The sequence below is a fragment of the Pseudoalteromonas sp. 2CM28B genome (assembly GCF_023161935.1).
The window spans coordinates 44613-65848 of the sequence record NZ_JALNTH010000010.1; the positions used below are offsets into that span (position 1 = coordinate 44613).

The following is a 21236-nucleotide window of genomic DNA, read 5'->3' on the forward strand; positions in this document are numbered from 1 at the left end:
GTATCAGTCATGTTTTGTATTAATCGCGGTTTGCAGTGATCGAATTGCTGAAACATGATCAGACGCTTCACTAATGGCACGTACCACAGCTACGCTACCAACCCCCGTATTTGCTACTTCAGTTGCGCGGCTTAAATCAATACCGCCAATAGCGACTGTAGGGTAACTCTGCATAAGCGGTACAAATTTATTGAGCTTTTCAAGCCCTTGTATTTGCCCTGTCATGTCTTTGGTCGTCGTTGGGTAAATAGCACCAAACGCCATGTAGCTTGGGCGATAATTATGCGCGCGTAGCATTTCATAAAACCCATGGGTAGAGAGACCAAGTCGCAGGCCTGCTTCTTTTATAGCAACTAAGTTTGCACTCTCTAAGTCTTCTTGCCCTAAATGCACCCCATAGGCGCCATGTTTGATGGCAAGTTGCCAGTAATCATTTATAAATACCTGCGCATTATACTGCTCACCTAAGGTGACCGCTTTGGCAATCAGTTCATCTAGCTCATTCTGCGTTTTATTTTTAACACGAAGCTGAGCTGTTTTAATTCCTTGCTGTAAGCACTTTTCTAGCCATTCAATGCTATCAACCACGCCGTAGAGGCCAAGCTTTTTACTTTCACAGGCTGCAAAATCAGCAGCCATATTAAAATCAAGCGGCACATCAAAATCCAACTCATCACCTAACCAGCTACCCGGTTCAATCACCTGAGGGTAATGCGCTAAATCGGTAGGAAACTGCGTTTGTGCGACGGGCCCTATACCCTCGCCATAGCGAACTGATTGCTTTAAACCTTGGTTTATATAGGCTTTAGCTAAAATAAACGCATCTTTTAATGGGTAGTCTTTTGCAAGACACGCAGCAATTACCGACGCCATACTGCACCCTGTACCATGGCTATGTGGAACTTGAATTTTTTCATTACCTAGCCAATAGTCTTCACCGTTTTGTGTGCAGTAATCAATGCAATACCCGCTTGGGTAATCCCAATGTCCGCCTTTAATCACCACCGCTTTTGCGCCCCACGCCATCAGCTTACTCGCCGCTTCTTTAATCGCTGCAGGGCCAATTAAATACACACCCGTTAATAACTGTGTTTCGTGGGTATTTGGGGTAATTACATCCACCAGCGGTAATAAACATTCTTTTATTGCGCTTACGGTGTCTTCTTCTGTTAGTAAGTCACCGCTTGAGGCAATAGCCACAGGGTCATACACAATAACCGGCGGGGTTGGCCATTTGGTTTTGTAGTGGCTTATGTGCTCACTAATTAACTGAATTTGCTGCACATTAGCAAGCATGCCAATTTTTATCACTTTGGCTTTCATGTCTTTTTCAAGTGCAAGCAACTGAGATTCAATAATATCGGTAGACACTGCATTAATGGCCTCTACACCTAAGCTATTTTGAGCGGTAAGCGCGGTGATTGCTGTACAAGCATGTACACCAAAACTTTGCATTGCCTTGATATCGGCTTGAATACCCGCGCCGCCGCCGGAGTCTGAGCCAGCAATTGTCCACACTACGTTTGTCATATTTTTATTTCCTTACTGCTGATGCCAAAATGGCATACCCATTGTTGGGGTTGAGGGGGTTGCAACGTCTTTTTCGGGCATTGCTTTGGCATTGTATGCAAAGCGCCCTGCTTCTACCGCAACTTTAAATGCACGGCTCATAGTCACTGGGCAACCCGCCCCTGCAATGGCTGAATTTAATAATACCGCATCATATCCTAATTCAAGTGCTTGGCAGGCATGCGATGGTAAACCTAACCCAGCATCAACAATTAATGTTGTATTAGGCAGGCGCTCTCTAATGGTTTTTAAATTATAACTATTTAACAATCCTTTACCGGTGCCAATAGGCGCGCCCCACGGCATTAGCACCTCACAACCTAATTCATTTAAGCGCTGACACAGCACTAAATCATCAGTGCAATAAGGCAGTACTTTAAACCCATCATCAATCAATATTTTTGTGGCTTCAAGTAATGCAAATGGATCGGGCTGTAAATTATAGTCATCGCCTATTAATTCAAGTTTTATCCAATCGGTAGCAAATACTTCTCGGCACATTTTAGCTAGGTTAATAGCCTCTTTGACACTGTGGCATCCGGCAGTATTAGGCAGTATTTTTAAACCGGTGTTTTTAATTAATTGCCAAAAATCATTCCCTGCCGCCGCGTTTTGTTGTCGCCTAAGTGACACGGTGACTATTTCAGCACCTGAGGCTTTAATTGATTGCGTCATTATATCTGGTGATGGGTATAACGCAGATCCAATTAACAAGCGACTATTGATTGGCTCACCATAAATTGTTAAACAGTCTTTGCTTTGCATAGCACTATCCACCTTGGATAGGTGACAATAACTCAATACTGTCACCTTCGTTTATAACAACGTGGCTATGGCGACTCTGAGGAATAAACTCTCCATTTACAGCCACGGCATAAGGCGCCATTGCACCCACGTTTTTTACTATTTCCAGCAGCGCTTGGCTAGTCACATTTAAAAGCTCACCATTAATTGTAATGTTCATTTAATACTCACTCTATTTGCAATAATGCTTGTGCCACAAGCGCGGGGGCCAACATATAACCGTGGCGATACAAGCCATTGATACTGATAACCTTGCTCGTTTTTTTTACCTGTGGGCGATTATCGCTAAACGCTGGGCGTAAGCCTGTTTGAATATTTAATAATCGCGCTTCGGCAAAGCCACTGTGAACAGTGTAGGCCGCCGATAATAGTTCAAGGGTTGAGCGCACAGTTGCAGGACCTGTATCTTGCGATTCGATCTCCGTTGCCCCTATGACATATTCATGATTAGGTTTAGGTGCAATATAAATAGGGTAACGCGGATGCATTAACCGCACAGGCCGCGTTAAGTTAACTTCAGGGGCGTATAACCTTGCCACTTCCCCGCGCACACCTCGAAGTGGCTGTTCTTGCTTGGCTCCAAGCCCTCTGCAATCAATAATGTAATCAAACTCTCGATTATTCACTTTATTATCAAAAATACTGACGCGTTGATTAAATACAAACTTTACTTTACGTTTATTGAGGGTTTTAAAACTGGCTTTATAAAAAGCCTGATTATCAATTTGTCCTTCACCGGGTAAAAATAGTCCTTGATTAAAACGCCCTGTAAGCTCAGGTTCTAAATCCGCTATTTGCTGCGCATTAACCGCTTTGGCACTAAAATTTAGTAACGGCTTTATTCGCTGTGCAAAACTTTGTAAGTCGGCTTTATCTTGCGTATGAGCAACCACCAAGGTGCCCTGCTGTTGAAAGAACACCTCACTGTTTAACTCATCTAAAATAGCAGGCCAGCGAGCAATAGAATCTACTCCCAATAGCGCTAAATCATGTTCACACATAACCGATTCAGCTAGCGGTGCCAGCATAGCCGCCGCCACTTTACCCGCACTATTTTGGGTATGCTCATCATCAGCTTCAAATACAGTAATACGGTGCTGCTTACTTAATTCAAGCGCCGCCAACCGCCCTGCTAAACCAAAGCCCACCACAGCAATGTCATAAAACATAAACACTCCTACATTTAGCTGCGCGCTGCGGATCTCCGGCTTCGAGCAACAAGATGTTAAGATAAACATTTCGCTACTCGATTCTCGCAACTCGCAACCTATTTTATATTGCTTTATGGTAAATCTCTGAGCCTGTTTGCTTAAACTCTTCAGATTTGGCTTTCATCTCGGCTTCTACATCAACCATTTTGATTTCAATGGCATCACCTACGTTATTAGGATCAATACCGCGCGCTTCTAGATCTTTGGCGTAGTCACGTACTTCTTGGGTTATTTTCATCGAACAAAATTTAGGACCACACATGGAGCAAAAGTGGGCTACTTTTCCTGATTCTTGCGGCAGTGTTTCATCATGATATTCACGAGCGCGAACAGGGTCTAAACCAATGTTGAATTGGTCGTGCCATCTAAATTCAAAGCGTGCTTTTGATAAAGCATTGTCTCGCTCTTGTGCCCCGGGGTGACCCTTGGCTAAATCGGCGGCATGAGCGGCAATTTTGTAGGTGATAAGGCCTTCTTTAACGTCTTCTTTATTTGGCAAACCTAAATGTTCTTTCGGTGTTACATAACACAGCATGGCACAGCCATACCAAGCTATTTGCGCAGCCCCAATCCCTGAGGTTATATGGTCGTACCCTGGGGCAATATCGGTGGTGAGTGGGCCTAAGGTATAAAACGGTGCTTCATCACAATGTTTAAGTTGCTCTTCCATATTGGCTTTGATCATATGCATAGGCACATGCCCAGGGCCTTCTATGAACACTTGTACATCATGCTTCCAAGCTATTTTAGTCAGTTCGCCTAAGGTACGAAGCTCACTAAATTGCGCTTCATCGTTGGCATCGGCAATAGAGCCCGGGCGAAGGCCATCGCCTAGTGAAAAACACACATCGTATTGTTTTAAAATTTCACAAATATCTTCAAAGTGCGTGTATAAAAAGTTCTCTTTATGGTGCGCTAAACACCATTTGGCCATAATTGAGCCACCGCGCGACACAATACCGGTTACGCGTTTTGCTGTCATAGGGACATAGCGCAAAAGCACGCCGGCATGAATAGTAAAGTAGTCAACTCCCTGCTCTGCTTGTTCAATTAAGGTATCGCGGAATATTTCCCAGGTTAGGTCTTCCGCTACACCGTTTACTTTTTCAAGGGCCTGATAAATGGGTACAGTACCAATAGGGACTGGCGAATTACGCACTAGCCATTCACGGGTTTCGTGAATGTAACGTCCAGTTGATAAATCCATTACGGTGTCGGCGCCCCAACGGGTTGACCACACCATTTTTTCAACTTCTTCTTCGATAGATGAACCGACTGATGAATTACCAATATTGGCATTTACTTTAACTAAAAAGTTGCGACCAACAATCATAGGTTCGGTTTCTGGATGATTAATGTTGTTAGGTAAAATAGCGCGACCACGCGCTATTTCAGCACGCACAAATTCAGGAGTAATAAACTCAGGGATACTCGCTCCAAACGACTCCCCTTTATGTTGTGCCGCGAGAAGCTCTTTGCGTATTTGTGCGCGCCCCATGTTTTCACGTATAGCAACATACTCCATTTCAGGCGTAATAATTCCTTGGCGGGCATAGTGCATTTGCGTTACGTTTTTACCCGCTTTTGCACGGCGAATTTTTGGTAAATGCTCAAAGCGAATATGATCAAGCCCATCGTCAGCCATACGCTGCTGCGCAAACTGTGAGGTAACTGACTCAAGTACTTCGGTATCATTACGGCTCTCAATCCATTGTTCACGGTATTTATTAAGTCCCTTGCGCACATCCAATTTAAATTCAGGGCCGGTATACGGGCCTGATGTATCGTAAACACGCAGTGGTGCATTTGGCTCATACACTGGATTTTGTTCATCACCACCAATAAAAGTATCGCTTAATGTTATTTCGCGCATACCCACACGCACGCCTTGCTGGGTTCCTTCAACATACACTTTATGAGAGTTTGGGAATGGTTGACCCGTTAGGTTATAAATATAGTCAGATGCAGCAGCACGGGTTTCGCGGCGCGATGATTTGTTTGTAGTGTTTGACATGACTTACCTCATTGCTTAAGGGTTGTCTTGCCAGATATTCCGATGGAATAGAGAAAGATCGTAAAGTAGCTTTATGCCACTTTGCAGCCTAAATTGACGGGTTTGATGTTGTTGTACGCATAAAAAAGACGCACAAGCGTCCCGTTTAGGCAGCTTGTTCCCTACGCAGGTATTAACCTGATCAGGTTCACGGATCCCGCTTTCGCGATCTCAGCCTAAATAAAACTTAGGCACTCCGACAAGTAGTTAAATTGTTCGTTGATTTGATAATGTTTTAATCAAATCTGCTATGAGTGTACGCCAGTTGAAAACTCCCCGCAAGGGGCTGTTTTTCAAAATGTGTAAAATTTACTTAGGGATAAACACAAATTTTTGCTCGCCTTGCATCACCAATTTTTGGTCTTGCAGGTTAAGCTCGGCACCTTGCTTAAGCGCTTGTAAAAACTGCTGTTCAAACTCATCGAGTTCAGGGCCGCATGATTTGCGTGTCATTCCTAATTTACTTACGCTCAAGCTGCTATCTTCAAGCGAACCTTCACCAAAAAACTTATTGCATCCGGCAAAGCCATTTATTTGTAGCGCTTCTATAAAGCTCATTGATGCTTTAAAAGATGCGGGAATGGCCAAACCATCAACCTTTGATAATTGCCATTGTGTATATTTTAGCTGCTCAGTGGTAACTGTCCCTGTTGATGCGCAACCAACACATAAACCGATTACAAGCATCGGTATTGTTGCTAATTTCATGTTACTACTAACTTATTGTCTAATTAGTGTAATAGTATCAATATTTGTCAGATTTATCCGTTAAAAATGCATGTTTTAAATGTAAATTTTTGTTCTAAGCTAGTTTAAAAGCAGTGCTATTTGGAATTAAGCAATTGCTTGGAATAAGTTATCTATCTGTGGTGGTAAAAATGGACGACCTTTCTCGTTAACCGACGTACCTATTATTAAGGCATTGAGCATCACTTTTTCGTCTAATTTGCGAACTACCGTTTGTTTAAACGCAAATTTAAGGCGACTAATGCGTACAGGCTCTACTGCTACATAAAATTCATCCGCTGGCTTTAAAGACTGCTTGTAATCCATTTCACTGCGAAGTACCACTAAGTTAATTTTATCTTTGGCAAGTTGTGCAAAATCAACACCCTGTGCGTATAAAAACTCATGACGAGCGTGCTCCAGATAATTAAAATAAACACTATTATTTACAATACCTTGTAGGTCACACTCGTAGTCACGCACTTTAAAGTCTACTTTAAAGGTCATATTAGTAATCCCAATTATTTAACGTATAATTGCCGCGTTTATAGCACAAGTGTTGAAATAATTGCTACCATACAAGTCCCTAAAATGGAGTTAAGTAACCTAATGAACTTACGTTTGTCTTTAATTACAGCCACGTTATTACCCCTGTTCGCAGCACCTATCTATGCTAACGCAGATGACACCGAACTAGAGAAAATCATTGTTACCGGTGACTTTCAGCAAGAAAGCATTCAAACATTAAGCGCCAGTGCCAGCTTATTTTCTGAAAATGAAATGAATCAACGTGGTGCAACGTATTTAGACGAAATGTTAGCCAGTGCTGCCAATGTAAATTTTGCTGCTGGTGCGTCTCGCGGACGTTATATTCAAATTCGCGGTGTAGGTTTACGCTCGCAGTTTGTTGACCCGATAAACCCATCTGTGGGCTTAGTAATTGACGGTATTAATTATTCGGGCTTAGGTGGCAGTTCATTATTGTTTGATATTGACCAAGTAGAAATTTACCGCGGTCCTCAAGGTACACGTTTTGGTGCAGATGGCATGGCGGGCATGATCCAAATGCAATCAGCTAGTGCAACCAGCGATCCTAGCTTAAAGTTACATTTAGGTGCCGGCACTTATAACAGCCACGAAGCAGGCCTTGCTGCTAGTACAGGTTTAACAGATAACACCAGTGCCCGCGTTAGCTACTTTCGCAGAAAGTCTGACGGCTACGTAGACAACCTTTATTTAGATAAACCCACTCAAGATCAAGATGAGCAAGTTGCACGCTTTAAATTAAACAGCCAACTCACAGTTCATTTAAATTCAGAGCTAAACCTGCACTATATCGATATTAATAACGGCTACGATGCATTTACTCTTGATAATTCTCGTAACAGTCTTGCTGATCAACCAGGCGAAGATAACCAACAAAGTTATGCTGTTGGCCTGAATAATACTTACACTGGTTTTGATGCCTTTGATGTGAGCTTAAACCTTTCAGCCATTGATACTGAGCTTTTTTATAGTTTTGATGAAGACTGGGTGTGTAACGATACAAGTAAGCCGCAATTATGTGCCGCCGGGTTACATCCTGATGGTTATAGCTCAACAGATATTTATAGCCGCGATCGTGATGATCAAGCGCTCGATCTGCAGTTTAATGGTAAAGCAGGTAACTGGGTTGCGGGTATTTACTATCAAAACCGTGATGTTGACCTTGAGCGTCAATATACATGGTTAGCCAATCCGTTTTCTTCAACCTATGAAACTAATAACATTGCAGCTTATGGCCAATTAGCCACAGCAATAGGCCCAAAAACTACGCTTATTACTGGTTTACGAGTTGAGCAATATCAAGGTGATTACACCGATAGTAACGGCTTTATTGAAGAAACTGATGACGTAATGGTTGGTGGTAAGGTTGCACTTGAATACCAAGTAATTGATCGCACTATGATCTACGCAAGTATTACTCGTGGTTATAAAGCCGGTGGTATTAATTCAGAAGCGCTAGCAAAAGCAAAAGATGAAGGTTTAAGCTTAGATGCTGATTTTTTCAAACAGCATACCAGCTTTGATCCAGAGTACTTATGGAGTGGTGAGTTTGGTGTTAAAGGTTCATCGCTAGATGACAAGTTTACTCTGCGTTTAGCTGCTTTTTATATGCACCGCGATAATATTCAATTAAAGTCGTGGCAAGTATCAGATCAACAATTTACCGGTTATGTTGCCAATGCCAGCTCTGGTAGCAACTACGGTCTTGAAATTGAAGGTAGCTACTTACTTACTGATAATTTACTCATTAGTGGTAGTGCTGGCTATTTAGATACGAAAATAAACGACTTTGTCACTAAATCAGGCTTAAACCAAGATGGCCGTGAGCAAGCACAAGCGCCTAAATATCAATACGCATTTAGTGCACGCTACAATGTTACTGATGAGCTATATGCTATGTTAGGTGTTGAAGGTAAAGATGATTATTACTTCTCAGACAGCCATAATGCAAAAGCTCCAAACACAAACTTAGTGAATGTAAGCCTTGGCTACGAAGCAGAAAACTGGGCTGTTCGTGCATGGGCACGTAATGTGTTTGATGAAACCGTTCCAACTCGCGGTTTTGAATTTGGTAACAACCCGTTAGATGGTTATACAAGTCAAACTTACATTCAACTAGGTGAGCCACGTGTGGCCGGCGTTACGTTTACGCTTAATCTGTAATACAGCGAACCAGTTGTCAGATCGAGAATAGAAAACACCGCGTTTAATGCAAACGCGGTGTTTTTTTATCTGATAGCTGACCGCTTAAAGCTATTAGCTGCTTTAAGCTCTGGCCACATCAAACGCAATCACTTCTTTTATTTTTTGTTTATTGGTTGCTAGCATCACGAGTCTATCAATCCCTAATGCAACCCCTGCACATTGCTCTAAACCATGCTCTAATGCGGCAATTAAACGCGTATCCATAGGTACTTGTTTTAAGCCGTTAGCAGCACGGTAGGCGTTGTCTTCGTTAAACCTTTTTTCTTGCTCTTTAGCATTAGTGAGTTCATTAAAGCCGTTAGCCAGTTCCATATTTTTATAATAAAGCTCAAAGCGCCCTGCTACTCGCTGATCGTGTTCACAAATTTGTGCTAGTGCCGCTTGTGATGCCGGAAAGTGATACACAAAACATGGCTTATCTTGCCCTATTGTTGGCTCTACTTTCATACAAAATAATAATTGCAGCAAGGTATCTTTATGAGTCTCGTTTTTAGCAATATCAGCAAAGCCATGTTCGCATGCGAGTTGTTGTAACTTCGTGATAGATACAGTTAATGGATCGACCCCTAAAGCGCGTTCAAATGCCTTTTGGTAGGTAACGCGCTCTGCAGGCGCAACCTCAAGAATGAGCTGCATTAGCTCATCAATTTCGTCCATTAAAGCAAATTCGTCAAACCCAGGACGATACCATTCAAGCATAGTAAATTCAGGATTATGATGACTACCCGCTTCTTCATTTCTAAATGCCTTACAAAGCTGGAAAATAGCGCCTGAGCCGGCCGCTAACAAGCGTTTCATCGCAAACTCTGGAGATGTTTGCAAAAACAGGGGAAGCCCACCAGCGTGACCTGGGCCTACAAATGTAGTATTAAAGCTGGCTAAATGTACATCGGTTACACTGGCACCACTTAAACTCGGTGTTTCGACTTCCATTACATTACGCTCATAAAAGAATTCTCGAATGCTGCGCATAATTGTTGCGCGTTGCTTAAGTATTTCTATACTGGCACTCGGCGCCCAAAGATCTGCTGACATATTTTCTCCAAAAAAAATCCCAGCTTAAGCCGGGATTTAATTAATAAGGCGTGTTACTGCTTACTTAACACGGCTCACGTATTCACCATTACGAGTGTCTACTTTAATTACTTCGCCAATTTGTACGAATAATGGAACACGTACTACAGCACCTGTGCTAAGCGTTGCTGGTTTACCACCCGTGCCTGCTGTATCACCTTTAAGGCCAGGGTCGGTTTCAGTGATCTCAAGCTCAACAAAGTTTGGTGGAGTTACTGCAATTGGGCTGCCGTTCCATAATGTAATAGTACAAACATCGTTTTCAACTAACCATTTGCCAGCATCGCCCAGTGCTTTTTCGTCAGCAGCGATTTGTTCAAATGTTTCGTTGTTCATGAAATGCCAAAATTCACCGTCTGTGTATAGGTACGCTAAATCGGTATCCATTACATCAGCACCTTCAACCGATTCACCCGATTTAAAGGTTTTTTCAAGTACCTTGCCAGAGATAAGCTTACGGATACGAACACGGTTAAACGCTTGGCCTTTACCCGGTTTTACCATTTCATTTTCTAAGATACTGCAAGGTTCGCCGTCCATCATAATTTTTAGGCCGCCCTTGAACTCGTTGGTGCTATAATTCGCCATCGTTTCCTCTATTTATATTTTTCGAGTAATCTACGTGCCAATGATACAAAGAAATGAAGCAAATTTGCATAAAAACTGGCAAAAAGAATTAGCAAATGTAGTTACCTGCCCAAAAGTGTTGCTAGAAATGGTTGGTTTATCGAGCCAAGTCCATGAAAACGACATAAAAGCTCGTAGCTTGTTCCCTGTTCGTGTGCCATTGCCTTTTATAAAAAAAATTCGTCACGGCGATGAAAATGACCCTTTATTGCTGCAAGTTATGCCCCGCCATCAAGAATTTTTAACTAAGTCGGGGTTTAATAAAGACCCGTTACTTGAGCAAGATAACAATCAACCGGGTCTGTTACATAAATATAAATCGCGTGTTTTAGTCATGTTTAAAACCGGTTGTGCAGTAAATTGCCGCTACTGCTTTAGACGCCACTTTCCTTATCAAGAAAACCAACTGAATAAACGTAGCCTTATTGATGCATTAAGCTATATAAAATCGGATAAAAATATTAACGAAGTGATTTTAAGTGGTGGCGATCCACTAATGGCCAAAGACGATGCTATTAGCTGGTTTTTAGATGAGCTTGAGCAAATACCACAAATTAAACGCATGCGCATACACAGCCGCTTGCCTGTGGTTATTCCTGCACGTATCACTGAGCAATTATGTGAAAGATTAGCAAAGTCACCATTAAAAATTATATTCGTTAATCATATTAACCATGCAAACGAAATAGATAATGACTTTAAAAATGCCATGAACATGCTCAAAAAAGCAGATGTGCTACTGTTAAACCAGGCGGTTATTTTAAAAGATGTGAACGATACAGTTGATGCGCAAATAAACTTAAGTGAAGCGTTGTTTGATGCAAATGTATTGCCTTATTACTTACACTTACTAGATAAAGTAGAGGGCGCAAGTCATTTTGATATTGATGAACAACAAGCAATAAAAATTCAGGCCGAGCTACTAAAAGCCCTGCCTGGATTTTTGGTGCCTAAACTAGTTCGGGAAATAGGAGGTCAAAAAAGTAAAACCCCTATCGACCTCAAATTAGTTTAAACATAAACGTTTATATTATTCCCAAGTGTTGCAGTGACCGACTTAGCCGGTGTTTGCGCACTTGAAGATTGTGTAGCGCCTTCAATAAGTGCCAGTGCAGCAGCACCATCAGCTTGCTGTTGCTTTTTAGATAAAGCAGCAGTTAATACTTCTGCGCCTTGGCCTGCACCAGGCATTGTAGGTAGATTTCCACCTGATATATTCATAACTCACACCTGACTTTTAACTGTAATACACGTATTATAGTTGCTGAATTGGTAAATTACTTTACCAACCCACTTAAGTATTTATCGGCAACATTGCACTAAGCTTTAGGAAAACCATGGATTCTATAATTGAACAACTCAACGCCAACTTAAAAATTGTTTACCGTCAGGCACTTGACGCTGACAAAAAACTCGATGAGTTACAACAGCAAGGTCACGGAAAATTTAAAGCCTTATTTGCCGAGGACGCTGGATTTAGTTTCGAAGCTAAACGCTTTAAGCCTTATGTTTTAGACGTTGCCGCTGATGTAGAAAGCTTATCGAGCGACGGTTTGGATGAAGAAAAACTAAAACAAGCGGTTATTAAACTACAAAATTTACTAACCTTGTTAGCGACCTTTAAGTGAATGAGCGACTTACTTGCAAAGCATCTACTAAAGTAGATGCTTTGCATTATTAGCTAGATTCGCGGTAAGATTTGTTCACCAAACCACTCTGTTAATAAGCGTTTTTCATAGTAAAATGCTTCGTCTCGACCCATTTTAATTTTATCCATAAAGCCCATATCTTTTAAACTTACATTATCTTCTTGTGCGACAACGCCACTTTCATCACTAAGCACATAATTAAATTCAATGCGTGGAAAGTGAATAGGTTCAACCACTCGGATTTCGTTAACACCGCCATAGCGTACGTCTCCGGCTAAATCTAAATCGGTTACTTCAATTTTTAAACTGTAATTTTTAGGAAGTTGCTCGCTGAGCTTTGCAAAGTGTTCATCAATACTTTTGGCTATTTGCTTATGGTATGAGCCTTTAGTTTGGTTGGATGGGCGTACATCGCGATAATCATTAAAGTCATGCCATTTCACTTGAGCCTCACCCGCGCAAACAACACTCGGTAGCGCAATACACATCAACATTGCTATTTTTTTAACTAAGTTCATACGTTTCTCCAACGAGTATTTTGATCATTGTGATCAATTGAATATTTTACAAATTGCTATACATCACTTTAGCAATTACATATGAACTATAACTTAATCTTTACGCTGAGGTGTTATTAAAATTGCACAAAATGTAATCAAAAGTACAGCTTGCGATGTTACGATTGCAAAACAAACAAAATAATACATGTAAAAACTCATTATTTATGGTGAAATTAGGGTAATTGAACAGAGGTTTCCAAGGAGCATTCATGGCAATTTTAGTAACCGGTGGCGCAGGCTATATTGGCTCACACACCGTTTTAGAACTTTTACAGCAAGGCAGCGACGTTATCGTGATTGATAACTTAAGTAACTCCTCTGAAGAGTCACTTGAGAGAGTGAAAAAAATAACCGGTAAAGCAATTACTTTTTATCAAGGTGATATTTTAGATAAACCCTTTTTAGACTCGGTATTTGCCAAGCATACCATTGAAAGTGTGATTCATTTTGCTGGGCTAAAAGCCGTGGGAGAATCGGTCGTAAAACCCATTGAGTATTATCAAAATAATGTACAAGGTACACTAACACTCGTTGATGCTATGCGTGATGCGGGTGTATTCAAACTGGTATTTAGCTCATCCGCAACTGTATATGGCGACCCAGCAAGCTTACCAATACGCGAAGACTTCCCCGTTGGCGGTACAACCAACCCATATGGTACGTCTAAACTAATGGTTGAAATGATGTTACAAGATATCGCTAAATCAGATGAGCGCTTCGCGTTTGCTATTTTGCGCTACTTTAATCCTGTCGGTGCACATGAGTCAGGTTTGATTGGTGAAGACCCTAATGGTATTCCTAATAATTTATTGCCTTTCATTTCACAAGTTGCGGTTGGCAAATTAAAGCAACTTGCTGTATTTGGCGACGATTATGATACGGTTGATGGTACTGGCGTTCGTGATTACATTCACGTTGTAGATTTAGCCCTAGGGCATTTAAAAGCACTTGATAAAATAGCCGCAGAAACCGGTGCGTTTGTTTATAACCTTGGTACAGGTAACGGCTATTCAGTATTACAAATGGTCAATGCGTTTATTAAGGCTAGCGACCAAGCAATCCCTTATGCGGTGTCACCTCGTCGCCCAGGTGATATTGCAGCCTGTTATGCTGCGCCAGAAAAAGCCCTTAGTGAACTAGGTTGGCAAGCTGAGCGTGGTATTGATGTCATGATGCAAGATACTTGGCGCTGGCAATCAAATAATCCAAATGGATATAAGTCATAAAGGCTTCTTTAAGTTACCAGCTTAAAATTAAAACACCGCATTTAAATTAAATGCGGTGTTTTAATGTTGTACTTACCAATTTTGCATTTCTACAATCCGTGACTGGGTTCGCGAATATTCAAAACATAACTTTTTACCTTGGTATAACTCGTTTATGTCGGCTTGGGCATTAATTACTAGTAATTTGTGGCAATCGTAAAACTCATCGACTAATGCAATAAAACGCCGTGCTTCATCATCGAGCGTATGCTCATCCAATTTCTGCTTTTCTCGCTGATAGCTATCTTCTATACCATGCACAATAATCTTACCGGTTGCTTCTTTGCCCATTATTGGCACATTCGCGATATATACTACCGAAAACTGTTCTGCTAAAAACATATAGTCATTGGCGCTGCGAGGACCTGAGCACAGTGCCATAAAATCAATCAGTAGTGCATCGTTAGTTTTTAATAAATAGGAAAGTGCTCGGCCATGCACAGTCATTGTATTATCACGCGTTGCTTGAGGGTATGCGGATAAAAACCCAGCCTCAAATTCAGCATCGGGCAAGTTAATAAAATAATGACGACTGCTTTTACCGTACCTGAAGCGGTGGTCTTCCTCCCCCGCTACGTTAATTACATGACAATGCGCATTTATTAAATCGATAGTTGGTAAAAATCGCGCGCGTTGCAAACCGTTGTAATAAAGTTGCTCGGGTTTTGCGTTAGAGGTTGCGACTAGTACCACGCCTTGTTCAAACAAAGCGTTAAATAACCGAGCCATAATCATGGCATCACCAATATCACTAACAAAAAACTCATCAAAGCACAGTACCTTTATCTCTTTGGCCCACTGTTTAGCTATTATTTGTAGCGGATTTTTATCCCCTTGTAACTTGGCTAGTTGAGCATGAACTTTTTCGATAAAATGATGAAAATGCAGGCGCTGCTTTTTCTCTGTGGGTAAGTTTTCATAAAATAAATCCATCAACATAGATTTACCCCGACCAACCGGGCCATATAAATATATTCCCTTAATTAAAGGTGCTTTTTGCCACCAACTTGCAGGCTGATTTAATTGCTCACTTAAAGACTGTAACGCACTCACTGCTAGGTGCTGCGCCGCATCGAAATCAAGCTCTCCTGATGAAACCTTGCTATGGTAAAGGCTTAAAATTTCTGTGCTGGGCTCTGTCATGGTATTTCACTATCCGCTATACTCGCGGCCATTGTAGCCGACTAAAAATGTGAACAACATGAAATTTCCTTGCCGTTTAGATAAATTTATTAGCCATTTAGCAGAGATACCACGCTCAAAAGCCCGCGCAGCAATAAAAAGCCAAGTGGCTTGCGTTAATGGCGAGGTGATCACGGCATTTGACTTTCAAGTTAGCCAACAAGATGACGTGCTGTTTTATGACGAGCCATTGGTTTTTTTAGGTAAACGCTACTTTATGCTCAATAAGCCGGTAGGTTATGTGTGCGCTAATTCAGATGAGTTACACAAAACCGTATTTGATTTGCTTGATGAGCCAAACATGGCCGACTTTCACATTGCCGGGCGTTTAGACATAGACACCACTGGCCTAGTGCTTATTACTAATGATGGCGACTGGTCACACAAAATTACCTCGCCGAAAAAGAATAAGTTTAAAACCTACCTAGTCGAAACCCAAGAACCGATTACCGACGATGCACTTAAACAACTACGCGACGGTGTGCAGTTACACAATGAAAAAGATTTAACTCGCCCTGCTATTGCTGAACGCTTGGGCAGTTACGGTTTACGCTTGTCTATTTCTGAGGGGAAGTATCACCAAGTAAAACGTATGCTAGCAGCGGTAGATAACAAAGTGGTTGAACTACATCGTGAACAAATTGCGGGTATAAAGTTAGGTGAAGATTTGGCTGCAGGTGAATACCGCCCACTAACCGCCGCAGAGATAAAACTGTAAGACTGTTTAGGTGTTAGGAAATGGCTTCGGGCCACGAGGTTCGGGCTGTTCATCTGCCGCTCTAGGCTCGCTGCTCGTAGCCTTTAATAATCTTGCTTAATATCTGTCTGAAATCTGGCGTTTAACACCTGATCTTACGATTTAATTTGTACTAAATCAAAGTCTGTCATTCCGGGTACAATCGCTTGCAGACGAGATTCAGTAATATCTAAAGAGTTTAAGCATTCACAATATTCAGAGGCTTTAAGTTCTAATTGATGGGCTTTTTTCTGCAACGACTTATCGATTTCTTTAGTGATGATATCCATGCGTTGCCCCATGTCGTTCATGCGGTCTTCTATATTGCCTTCTCGAGATTTAAACGCATCCCCGAGCGACATTAAAATAGCGCCTAAAGATCCATGTACTGCAGAGTGTATTTTTTGGCTAATTTCTTTAGTAAAAAAATCATCAATTTGGGAAAGCGATTGAGGGGCTATAAAAAAGAAGTCGTCGCCACGCTTAAACTTATCCATAAGTGCACGCTCTACATATTGTAATTGCGTTTTTAGCACTTCGGGTTCTTTATCTGACATGCCCTCAACAACATGCTCAATAGCACTAAGCCCAAGGTTTACGCCATCAGTCGCTAAATCGACCAGCTCTGGCACCGTTTGACGAATACCATTGCTAAATTGTTCTAGCACTTTACTTTCGTCGGTACTTAAATCGACCCAGTAGCCTCGAATAAACAGTTGATTATTATTGTTAATTTGCACCCTGGTTTGGCCTTTATCAACAATACGGATCACATCATCGGTAATAATTAAACCATGACGAAGTTCAACATCACATTGTTTTTGTGCGATTGCATTGCAGCTTAAAAGTGCCATTGATAACGTCAATATCGAACGAGATAAAAACGCCATAAACACCTCAAAAAGACTAAAATAGGGGGTGGCTAGATTAACAAAAAACCAACTTTATGCAAGCAAAAGTAACACCCTAAAAACAAGGCACCATGAAACGTAACGTTTACACAGCGCCTTTATCCTCTGGCTTGTACTATTAAATAGGTGAGCCTGGTGGTATAGGTAACGCTTTAAAGTTATCAGGCCACTGGCCTGTTGTTAAAAACTGATTAATTTGCGCCGCTAAATAGTCTTTAAATGCGCTGTCACCTACTTCAGGATGGCTCAGTAAAGAGTGTTGATTAAACTCATCAGCAAGCTTGCTTAAATAGAAATGTAGTTGCGCTTGCACTTCAGGGCTTAAACCGTCGTTAGCCACAAGATCAGCCATGGTTTTTGCCGTTAGGTACTGTACTCGTTGCGTTACTTTTCCTGTCATGGTGGCAGGCGCTGATACGTTAAACACTTGCTTATTTAACTGTTTAAGTAACTCATCTAGGCTATAAAAGCGGTTATCACGTGCTTGTTGCTGCGCTAATCGGTTTAATCGTTGAGCATTTAGTAATAGCGATAAACTATGCTGCGCGGCGACTTCAGGCAATGCAAGTGCATCCATGGTTAAGCCGGTACGCCCCACTATACTTTCTCGTGATTTAGACTCGCCATACGCTTTAGGTACGATTAAGGAAAGTATCGACTCTGGAAGCGTTAAGTTGCTTGCTTTTAGGGTCGCTAAAATGGCATTAACCGCTTGTTGTTGAGCCTCTTTAGTTACAACTTGGGCGCCTTTAACGGGTGCATCACTGCGTATCTCATAGTCATAATCAACGCCCGCGATAAGCTTAGCAACCGCTTCAACTTGATAACGGTGGAACAAATAAAGCGGTACTAGCTTTTCTTCCAATTGCGATAGCGCAACCCCAGTTTTTATATTATTAATACCAAACTGCCCAAGCGCCTGCTTTCGCACATCAAGCACTCTAAGTAATTCTTCACTTGGATTACTACCGTTATCCCAAAGGTGCGCTGTAGGGTGTGCCCCACCTTTGGCACGGGCATCACTGTCAGAAATAAACGCCAAACCTTGCGCTTTATTTTGCTGTAAAATAGCAGCGAGTGCTGCGCTTTCATCTTGTCCGGTAAAGTCGCTGTAGCCATATTTGATCACTTGCTTATCCCATGCGCCCATACCTTTAGCATAACCATCAGATACATCTAACTGACCATTATCAGCAAAACTTAACAACGGATGCGGATAGTCCATCACCGAAGCACGATTATTTACTGACGCAGCAAAGTTGTGCGCAATACCCAGTGTATGACCAATTTCGTGAGCACTGAGTTGACGAATACGATCAAGTGCCATTGCATGTAAAGTGCTTGCTACTTCATTGCCTTTTAAATAAGGCGCCGCCAGTGATTCAGCTATTAAAATATCTTGGCGTACTCGTAGCGATCCTAGTGTCACATGGCCTTTAATAATTTCACCTGTACGTGGGTCTATAATTGAACTGCCATAAGACCAACCACGAGTTGCGCGATGCACCCATTGAATAACGTTGTAGCGCACATCCATAGGATCAGCATTATCTGGTAGCACTTTAACTTTAAAGGCATTTTTATAGCCTGCAGCATTAAAAGCGTCATTCCACCATTGCCCGCCATCTAATAAAGCCGTTTTTACTGGTTCAGGTACCCCAGGATCTAAGTAATAAACAATAGGCTCTACTGGCTCACTAACTGCTAGGCTTGGATCTTTTTTTGCTAAACGATGGCGCGGAATGTAACGCACATACATAGACTCATCGAGCCCTGCTGCATAATTTTTATGCTCCACACTCCAATAACCCGATTGCGGGCTAAATTTACGAGGTGTGTAATTATCATCAGGCAATTGAATAAGTGAATGGTGCATATGCACACTCAAAGCGTAAGGGTCAGCACTCACTTGGCGCACATATTCACCTGGTTTAGACCCTTTAAAGGTGAGAATGGCTTCAAGTTCGGTATTTTTTACAAATGCTTTTGAGCGATTCATAAATACCGCACTGCGCGACTCATCAAGGCTAAACTGCCCTTGCTTGCGCGCAGCTAAAGTACGGCTTACGCCATGTACATCGCTTAGTAAATAGGGGGTGTAATCAATTAATGCAGCATTGTCATCTTGCGCGACAACTTTAAAACCCGCCAAAATACTGGATGCAAACGCTTCGTTAACGCTTTGCTGCTCTGCTATATTACTCGTGTTAGCACGGTAGTAAGTATTTACAGCGCGCAACATCACCTTGTTGCCAAAGCGCTCAAACTGTACTAAATAAGTACCGCCTAATTGGCCTCTATCTAAACCTATGTCGTTAGACCCAACGCCATAAGGTAAGCTGTGTTGTAATAAAAATTGTTGTTCAAGTTTATCGACCTTTAAATACACATTGCCGTTTTGTGTATCGTAAAAGAAAGAAAAATAACCAGGGAAATGGTTCATTTTTTCAGTAAATTCGTCAATAGACTTAATTGCTGCGTGCGCTTGGGTTATCATACAGAGCAGCACAGTAAAGAGTATGTAACTTAATCGTGATATTTTTTGCATAATCTTATCTTTGTTATTAGCGTTTTAAATGCGATGTAGGTACCCCATTATAAGGGGGTTATTTATACAATACAGTTATTTAAGACGAATTTCAGCGCTCTAAACTAATCTCTCTCACATTATGATTAGTTTTAACACGTTATCAGGAAAAAAGAATGCGTAGACTCCCACCAGTATTACTAGAAGATGGCTGTTCAAGAGAACTTTTGTCGTTAATTCGTACTATTTTAGCGGCATGTAAAGAAATTTCATTTCGCGTCGGTCAAGGTGAATTATCGGGCGTATTAGGCTCAACCCTCGATGAAAACATTCAAGGCGAAACACAAAAGAAACTCGATGTACTGTCTAATCAGTTATTAAAAGATATATTGCTGGAGTCAGGCACAGTTAAAGCGATTGCCTCTGAAGAAGAAGACTATACCGTTGCCGGTAACCCAGATGCTGAGTACATTGTTGCATTTGACCCACTTGATGGCTCGTCAAACACCGATATTAACTCGCTAGTAGGTACTATTTTTTCTATTATGAAAGCGCCTGTGGGCTCAGATGCGGCTGATGAAAAGATTTTTATGCAGCCTGGGCATCAACAAGTGGCTGCAGGTTATGTACTGTATGGGCCATCGACCATGCTTGCGCTAACAACGGGTAAAGGTACACGCATGTTTACCTTAGATAAAACCCAAGGTAGCTTTTTACTTACCCAAGATTTTGCCGCTATTCCTGCTAAAACCAATGAATTTGCAATTAACGCCTCTAACCAGCGCCACTGGGAACCGGCAATGCAAAACTACATTAACGACTTACTTGCCGGAGATACAGGCCCTCGCGCTCAAAACTTCAATATGCGCTGGATTGCTGCAATGGTTGGCGATGTACACCGTGTACTTAGCCGTGGTGGTTTATTTACTTACCCAACTGATACTAAAGACCCTAATAAGCCTAATAAGCTGCGTTTACTTTATGAAGCAAACCCAATGGCAATGCTAGTAGAGCAAGCCGGGGGTATTGCTTCAACAGGTACTGAGCGTATTATGGATATTCAGCCTGATGCTATCCATCAGCGTGTTGCGGTTATTTTAGGCTCTAAAGACGAAGTAGAAACTTGCTTGAGCTATCATAAGTAAACTTTAAGAACAGGTTTTAGGTTTCAGGTGTCAGCTAGAGATTAGCCCAGCGGTGGTTACTAACATCTGAAAACTGTTGCTTAAAACCTTTAATATTTTCTGATAACCACCTGCTACTGTTGTAATAGTTTTAACAACTGTGCGAGCTTTTGATGAGTCAATTCGCCCATTTGCTCGCTGTTGCTCAGCGCGTAAATAACGCCTTCATGCTCGGCGCAATTTATGTCATCTCGCGACTCAATGACATTTGCCCACAGCTGTAAATCGTCAATATCAATTTCTTTATTAAAACAACGCGTAAGTACATTAATTAGTACAGGCTTTGTGAGTGTATACAGGTAGGTTTGATTGTTTGCTGCGGTTGAAACAATCACACTAATGGCGTTATCTCTTTGCTCCCCAAATGTAATAAATTCAGCCAATGCTTTTTGTATATTCATAATGTT

21 protein-coding genes and 1 riboswitch are annotated in these 21236 nt (G+C 41.6%); of the genes, 6 read left to right on the forward strand and 15 right to left on the reverse strand.

From position 1 onward, the window contains the following. Positions 1-3 precede the first annotated feature (3 nt). The 7 genes from thiE to MTN96_RS15065 form a co-directional block, all read right to left on the reverse strand. Entirely contained in the window at positions 4-1530 is a 1527-nt protein-coding gene (gene thiE, locus MTN96_RS15035) for a thiamine phosphate synthase (protein ID WP_069438853.1), read from the reverse strand. 12 nt (positions 1531-1542) lie between these two features. Further along, on the reverse strand, positions 1543-2334 hold the full coding sequence (locus MTN96_RS15040; RefSeq protein WP_069438876.1) for a thiazole synthase: 792 nt from the start codon (positions 2332-2334) through the stop codon (positions 1543-1545). 4 nt (positions 2335-2338) lie between these two features. Continuing rightward, positions 2339-2533, reverse strand: a complete 195-nt coding sequence (thiS, locus tag MTN96_RS15045) for a sulfur carrier protein ThiS (protein WP_248532113.1) — start codon at positions 2531-2533, stop codon at positions 2339-2341. A 7-nt stretch (positions 2534-2540) separates the two neighbouring features. Beyond that, positions 2541-3542 carry an FAD-dependent oxidoreductase gene (locus tag MTN96_RS15050; RefSeq protein ID WP_248532114.1) on the reverse strand — a complete coding sequence of 334 codons (1002 nt, stop codon included), beginning with the start codon at positions 3540-3542 and terminating at the stop codon, positions 2541-2543. Between the two features lie 103 nt (positions 3543-3645). Beyond that, a complete protein-coding gene (thiC, locus tag MTN96_RS15055; RefSeq protein WP_248532115.1) occupies positions 3646-5598 on the reverse strand; it encodes a phosphomethylpyrimidine synthase ThiC in 1953 nt (650 codons plus the stop codon). 141 nt (positions 5599-5739) lie between these two features. Beyond that, positions 5740-5846: riboswitch (TPP riboswitch) on the reverse strand. A 100-nt stretch (positions 5847-5946) separates the two neighbouring features. Continuing rightward, positions 5947-6345 carry an META domain-containing protein gene (locus MTN96_RS15060; protein WP_282452050.1) on the reverse strand — a complete coding sequence of 133 codons (399 nt, stop codon included), beginning with the start codon at positions 6343-6345 and terminating at the stop codon, positions 5947-5949. Positions 6346-6471: 126 nt separating this feature from the next. Then, on the reverse strand, positions 6472-6870 hold the full coding sequence (locus tag MTN96_RS15065; RefSeq protein WP_248532116.1) for a thioesterase family protein: 399 nt from the start codon (positions 6868-6870) through the stop codon (positions 6472-6474). A gap of 102 nt (positions 6871-6972) precedes the next feature. On the opposite strand from MTN96_RS15065, the gene MTN96_RS15070 reads away from it, so the two are divergent. After that, positions 6973-9072: a TonB-dependent receptor gene (locus MTN96_RS15070; protein ID WP_248532117.1), complete on the forward strand. Its 2100-nt coding sequence runs from the start codon at positions 6973-6975 to the stop codon at positions 9070-9072. Between the two features lie 102 nt (positions 9073-9174). On the opposite strand, the gene epmA is transcribed toward MTN96_RS15070, so the two are convergent. Both epmA and efp read right to left on the reverse strand, forming a co-directional pair. Next, positions 9175-10149, reverse strand: coding sequence for an elongation factor P--(R)-beta-lysine ligase (gene epmA, locus MTN96_RS15075; RefSeq protein ID WP_248532118.1), 975 nt, complete (start codon positions 10147-10149; stop codon positions 9175-9177). A 60-nt stretch (positions 10150-10209) separates the two neighbouring features. Further along, positions 10210-10776: an elongation factor P gene (gene efp, locus MTN96_RS15080; RefSeq protein WP_010390517.1), complete on the reverse strand. Its 567-nt coding sequence runs from the start codon at positions 10774-10776 to the stop codon at positions 10210-10212. A 40-nt stretch (positions 10777-10816) separates the two neighbouring features. On the opposite strand from efp, the gene epmB reads away from it, so the two are divergent. After that, positions 10817-11830: an EF-P beta-lysylation protein EpmB gene (gene epmB / locus MTN96_RS15085; protein WP_069438846.1), complete on the forward strand. Its 1014-nt coding sequence runs from the start codon at positions 10817-10819 to the stop codon at positions 11828-11830. On the opposite strand, the gene MTN96_RS15090 is transcribed toward epmB, so the two are convergent. Next, positions 11827-12036 (reverse strand): hypothetical protein, encoded by a 210-nt coding sequence (locus tag MTN96_RS15090; protein ID WP_036981174.1) that lies wholly within the window; start codon positions 12034-12036, stop codon positions 11827-11829. The genes epmB and MTN96_RS15090 overlap by 4 nt on opposite strands. A 116-nt stretch (positions 12037-12152) precedes the next feature. On the opposite strand from MTN96_RS15090, the gene MTN96_RS15095 reads away from it, so the two are divergent. Then, positions 12153-12443: a hypothetical protein gene (locus MTN96_RS15095; RefSeq protein WP_010390514.1), complete on the forward strand. Its 291-nt coding sequence runs from the start codon at positions 12153-12155 to the stop codon at positions 12441-12443. Between the two features lie 53 nt (positions 12444-12496). Here the strand turns inward: MTN96_RS15095 and MTN96_RS15100 are convergent, their stop codons facing one another. After that, entirely contained in the window at positions 12497-12982 is a 486-nt protein-coding gene (locus tag MTN96_RS15100; protein WP_069438845.1) for a DUF3016 domain-containing protein, read from the reverse strand. 251 nt (positions 12983-13233) lie between these two features. Between MTN96_RS15100 and galE the strand changes: the two genes are divergently transcribed. Continuing rightward, entirely contained in the window at positions 13234-14250 is a 1017-nt protein-coding gene (gene galE, locus MTN96_RS15105) for a UDP-glucose 4-epimerase GalE (RefSeq protein WP_248532119.1), read from the forward strand. Positions 14251-14322: 72 nt separating this feature from the next. Here galE and zapE read toward each other — a convergent pair whose 3' ends face one another. Beyond that, a complete protein-coding gene (zapE, locus tag MTN96_RS15110) occupies positions 14323-15432 on the reverse strand; it encodes a cell division protein ZapE (RefSeq protein ID WP_248532120.1) in 1110 nt (369 codons plus the stop codon). A gap of 58 nt (positions 15433-15490) precedes the next feature. Between zapE and rsuA the strand changes: the two genes are divergently transcribed. After that, the gene (gene rsuA / locus MTN96_RS15115; RefSeq protein WP_193050100.1) at positions 15491-16189 is read left to right on the forward strand and encodes a 16S rRNA pseudouridine(516) synthase RsuA; all 699 of its coding nucleotides are present in this window, start codon (positions 15491-15493) and stop codon (positions 16187-16189) included. 134 nt (positions 16190-16323) lie between these two features. On the opposite strand, the gene MTN96_RS15120 is transcribed toward rsuA, so the two are convergent. Together MTN96_RS15120 and MTN96_RS15125 are read right to left on the reverse strand one after the other, a co-directional pair. Continuing rightward, on the reverse strand, positions 16324-17097 hold the full coding sequence (locus tag MTN96_RS15120; RefSeq protein WP_248532121.1) for a YggN family protein: 774 nt from the start codon (positions 17095-17097) through the stop codon (positions 16324-16326). A gap of 139 nt (positions 17098-17236) precedes the next feature. Continuing rightward, positions 17237-19666 carry a zinc-dependent metalloprotease gene (locus MTN96_RS15125; protein WP_248532122.1) on the reverse strand — a complete coding sequence of 810 codons (2430 nt, stop codon included), beginning with the start codon at positions 19664-19666 and terminating at the stop codon, positions 17237-17239. A gap of 155 nt (positions 19667-19821) precedes the next feature. Between MTN96_RS15125 and MTN96_RS15130 the strand changes: the two genes are divergently transcribed. Then, positions 19822-20790 (forward strand): class 1 fructose-bisphosphatase, encoded by a 969-nt coding sequence (locus tag MTN96_RS15130; protein ID WP_008115459.1) that lies wholly within the window; start codon positions 19822-19824, stop codon positions 20788-20790. 113 nt (positions 20791-20903) lie between these two features. Here the strand turns inward: MTN96_RS15130 and MTN96_RS15135 are convergent, their stop codons facing one another. Further along, positions 20904-21230, reverse strand: coding sequence for a hypothetical protein (locus MTN96_RS15135; RefSeq protein ID WP_069438841.1), 327 nt, complete (start codon positions 21228-21230; stop codon positions 20904-20906). Positions 21231-21236 lie beyond the last annotated feature (6 nt).

What these genes read in the sequence shown, in the direction of transcription:
- MTN96_RS15060 (WP_282452050.1), bottom strand. Translation starts at nt 6,345, where the DNA reads ATGAAATTAGCAACAATACCGATGCTTGTAATCGGTTTATGTGTTGGT.
- epmB (WP_069438846.1), top strand. Translation starts at nt 10,817, where the DNA reads ATGATACAAAGAAATGAAGCAAATTTGCATAAAAACTGGCAAAAAGAA.
- MTN96_RS15040 (WP_069438876.1), bottom strand. Translation starts at nt 2,334, where the DNA reads ATGCAAAGCAAAGACTGTTTAACAATTTATGGTGAGCCAATCAATAGT.
- MTN96_RS15065 (WP_248532116.1), bottom strand. Translation starts at nt 6,870, where the DNA reads ATGACCTTTAAAGTAGACTTTAAAGTGCGTGACTACGAGTGTGACCTA.
- galE (WP_248532119.1), top strand. Translation starts at nt 13,234, where the DNA reads ATGGCAATTTTAGTAACCGGTGGCGCAGGCTATATTGGCTCACACACC.
- MTN96_RS15090 (WP_036981174.1), bottom strand. Translation starts at nt 12,036, where the DNA reads ATGAATATATCAGGTGGAAATCTACCTACAATGCCTGGTGCAGGCCAA.
- thiS (WP_248532113.1), bottom strand. Translation starts at nt 2,533, where the DNA reads ATGAACATTACAATTAATGGTGAGCTTTTAAATGTGACTAGCCAAGCG.
- MTN96_RS15125 (WP_248532122.1), bottom strand. Translation starts at nt 19,666, where the DNA reads ATGCAAAAAATATCACGATTAAGTTACATACTCTTTACTGTGCTGCTC.
- zapE (WP_248532120.1), bottom strand. Translation starts at nt 15,432, where the DNA reads ATGACAGAGCCCAGCACAGAAATTTTAAGCCTTTACCATAGCAAGGTT.
- MTN96_RS15070 (WP_248532117.1), top strand. Translation starts at nt 6,973, where the DNA reads ATGAACTTACGTTTGTCTTTAATTACAGCCACGTTATTACCCCTGTTC.
- rsuA (WP_193050100.1), top strand. Translation starts at nt 15,491, where the DNA reads ATGAAATTTCCTTGCCGTTTAGATAAATTTATTAGCCATTTAGCAGAG.
- MTN96_RS15120 (WP_248532121.1), bottom strand. Translation starts at nt 17,097, where the DNA reads ATGGCGTTTTTATCTCGTTCGATATTGACGTTATCAATGGCACTTTTA.
- MTN96_RS15095 (WP_010390514.1), top strand. Translation starts at nt 12,153, where the DNA reads ATGGATTCTATAATTGAACAACTCAACGCCAACTTAAAAATTGTTTAC.
- thiE (WP_069438853.1), bottom strand. Translation starts at nt 1,530, where the DNA reads ATGACAAACGTAGTGTGGACAATTGCTGGCTCAGACTCCGGCGGCGGC.
- MTN96_RS15050 (WP_248532114.1), bottom strand. Translation starts at nt 3,542, where the DNA reads ATGTTTTATGACATTGCTGTGGTGGGCTTTGGTTTAGCAGGGCGGTTG.
- MTN96_RS15135 (WP_069438841.1), bottom strand. Translation starts at nt 21,230, where the DNA reads ATGAATATACAAAAAGCATTGGCTGAATTTATTACATTTGGGGAGCAA.
- epmA (WP_248532118.1), bottom strand. Translation starts at nt 10,149, where the DNA reads ATGTCAGCAGATCTTTGGGCGCCGAGTGCCAGTATAGAAATACTTAAG.
- MTN96_RS15100 (WP_069438845.1), bottom strand. Translation starts at nt 12,982, where the DNA reads ATGAACTTAGTTAAAAAAATAGCAATGTTGATGTGTATTGCGCTACCG.
- efp (WP_010390517.1), bottom strand. Translation starts at nt 10,776, where the DNA reads ATGGCGAATTATAGCACCAACGAGTTCAAGGGCGGCCTAAAAATTATG.
- MTN96_RS15130 (WP_008115459.1), top strand. Translation starts at nt 19,822, where the DNA reads ATGCGTAGACTCCCACCAGTATTACTAGAAGATGGCTGTTCAAGAGAA.
- thiC (WP_248532115.1), bottom strand. Translation starts at nt 5,598, where the DNA reads ATGTCAAACACTACAAACAAATCATCGCGCCGCGAAACCCGTGCTGCT.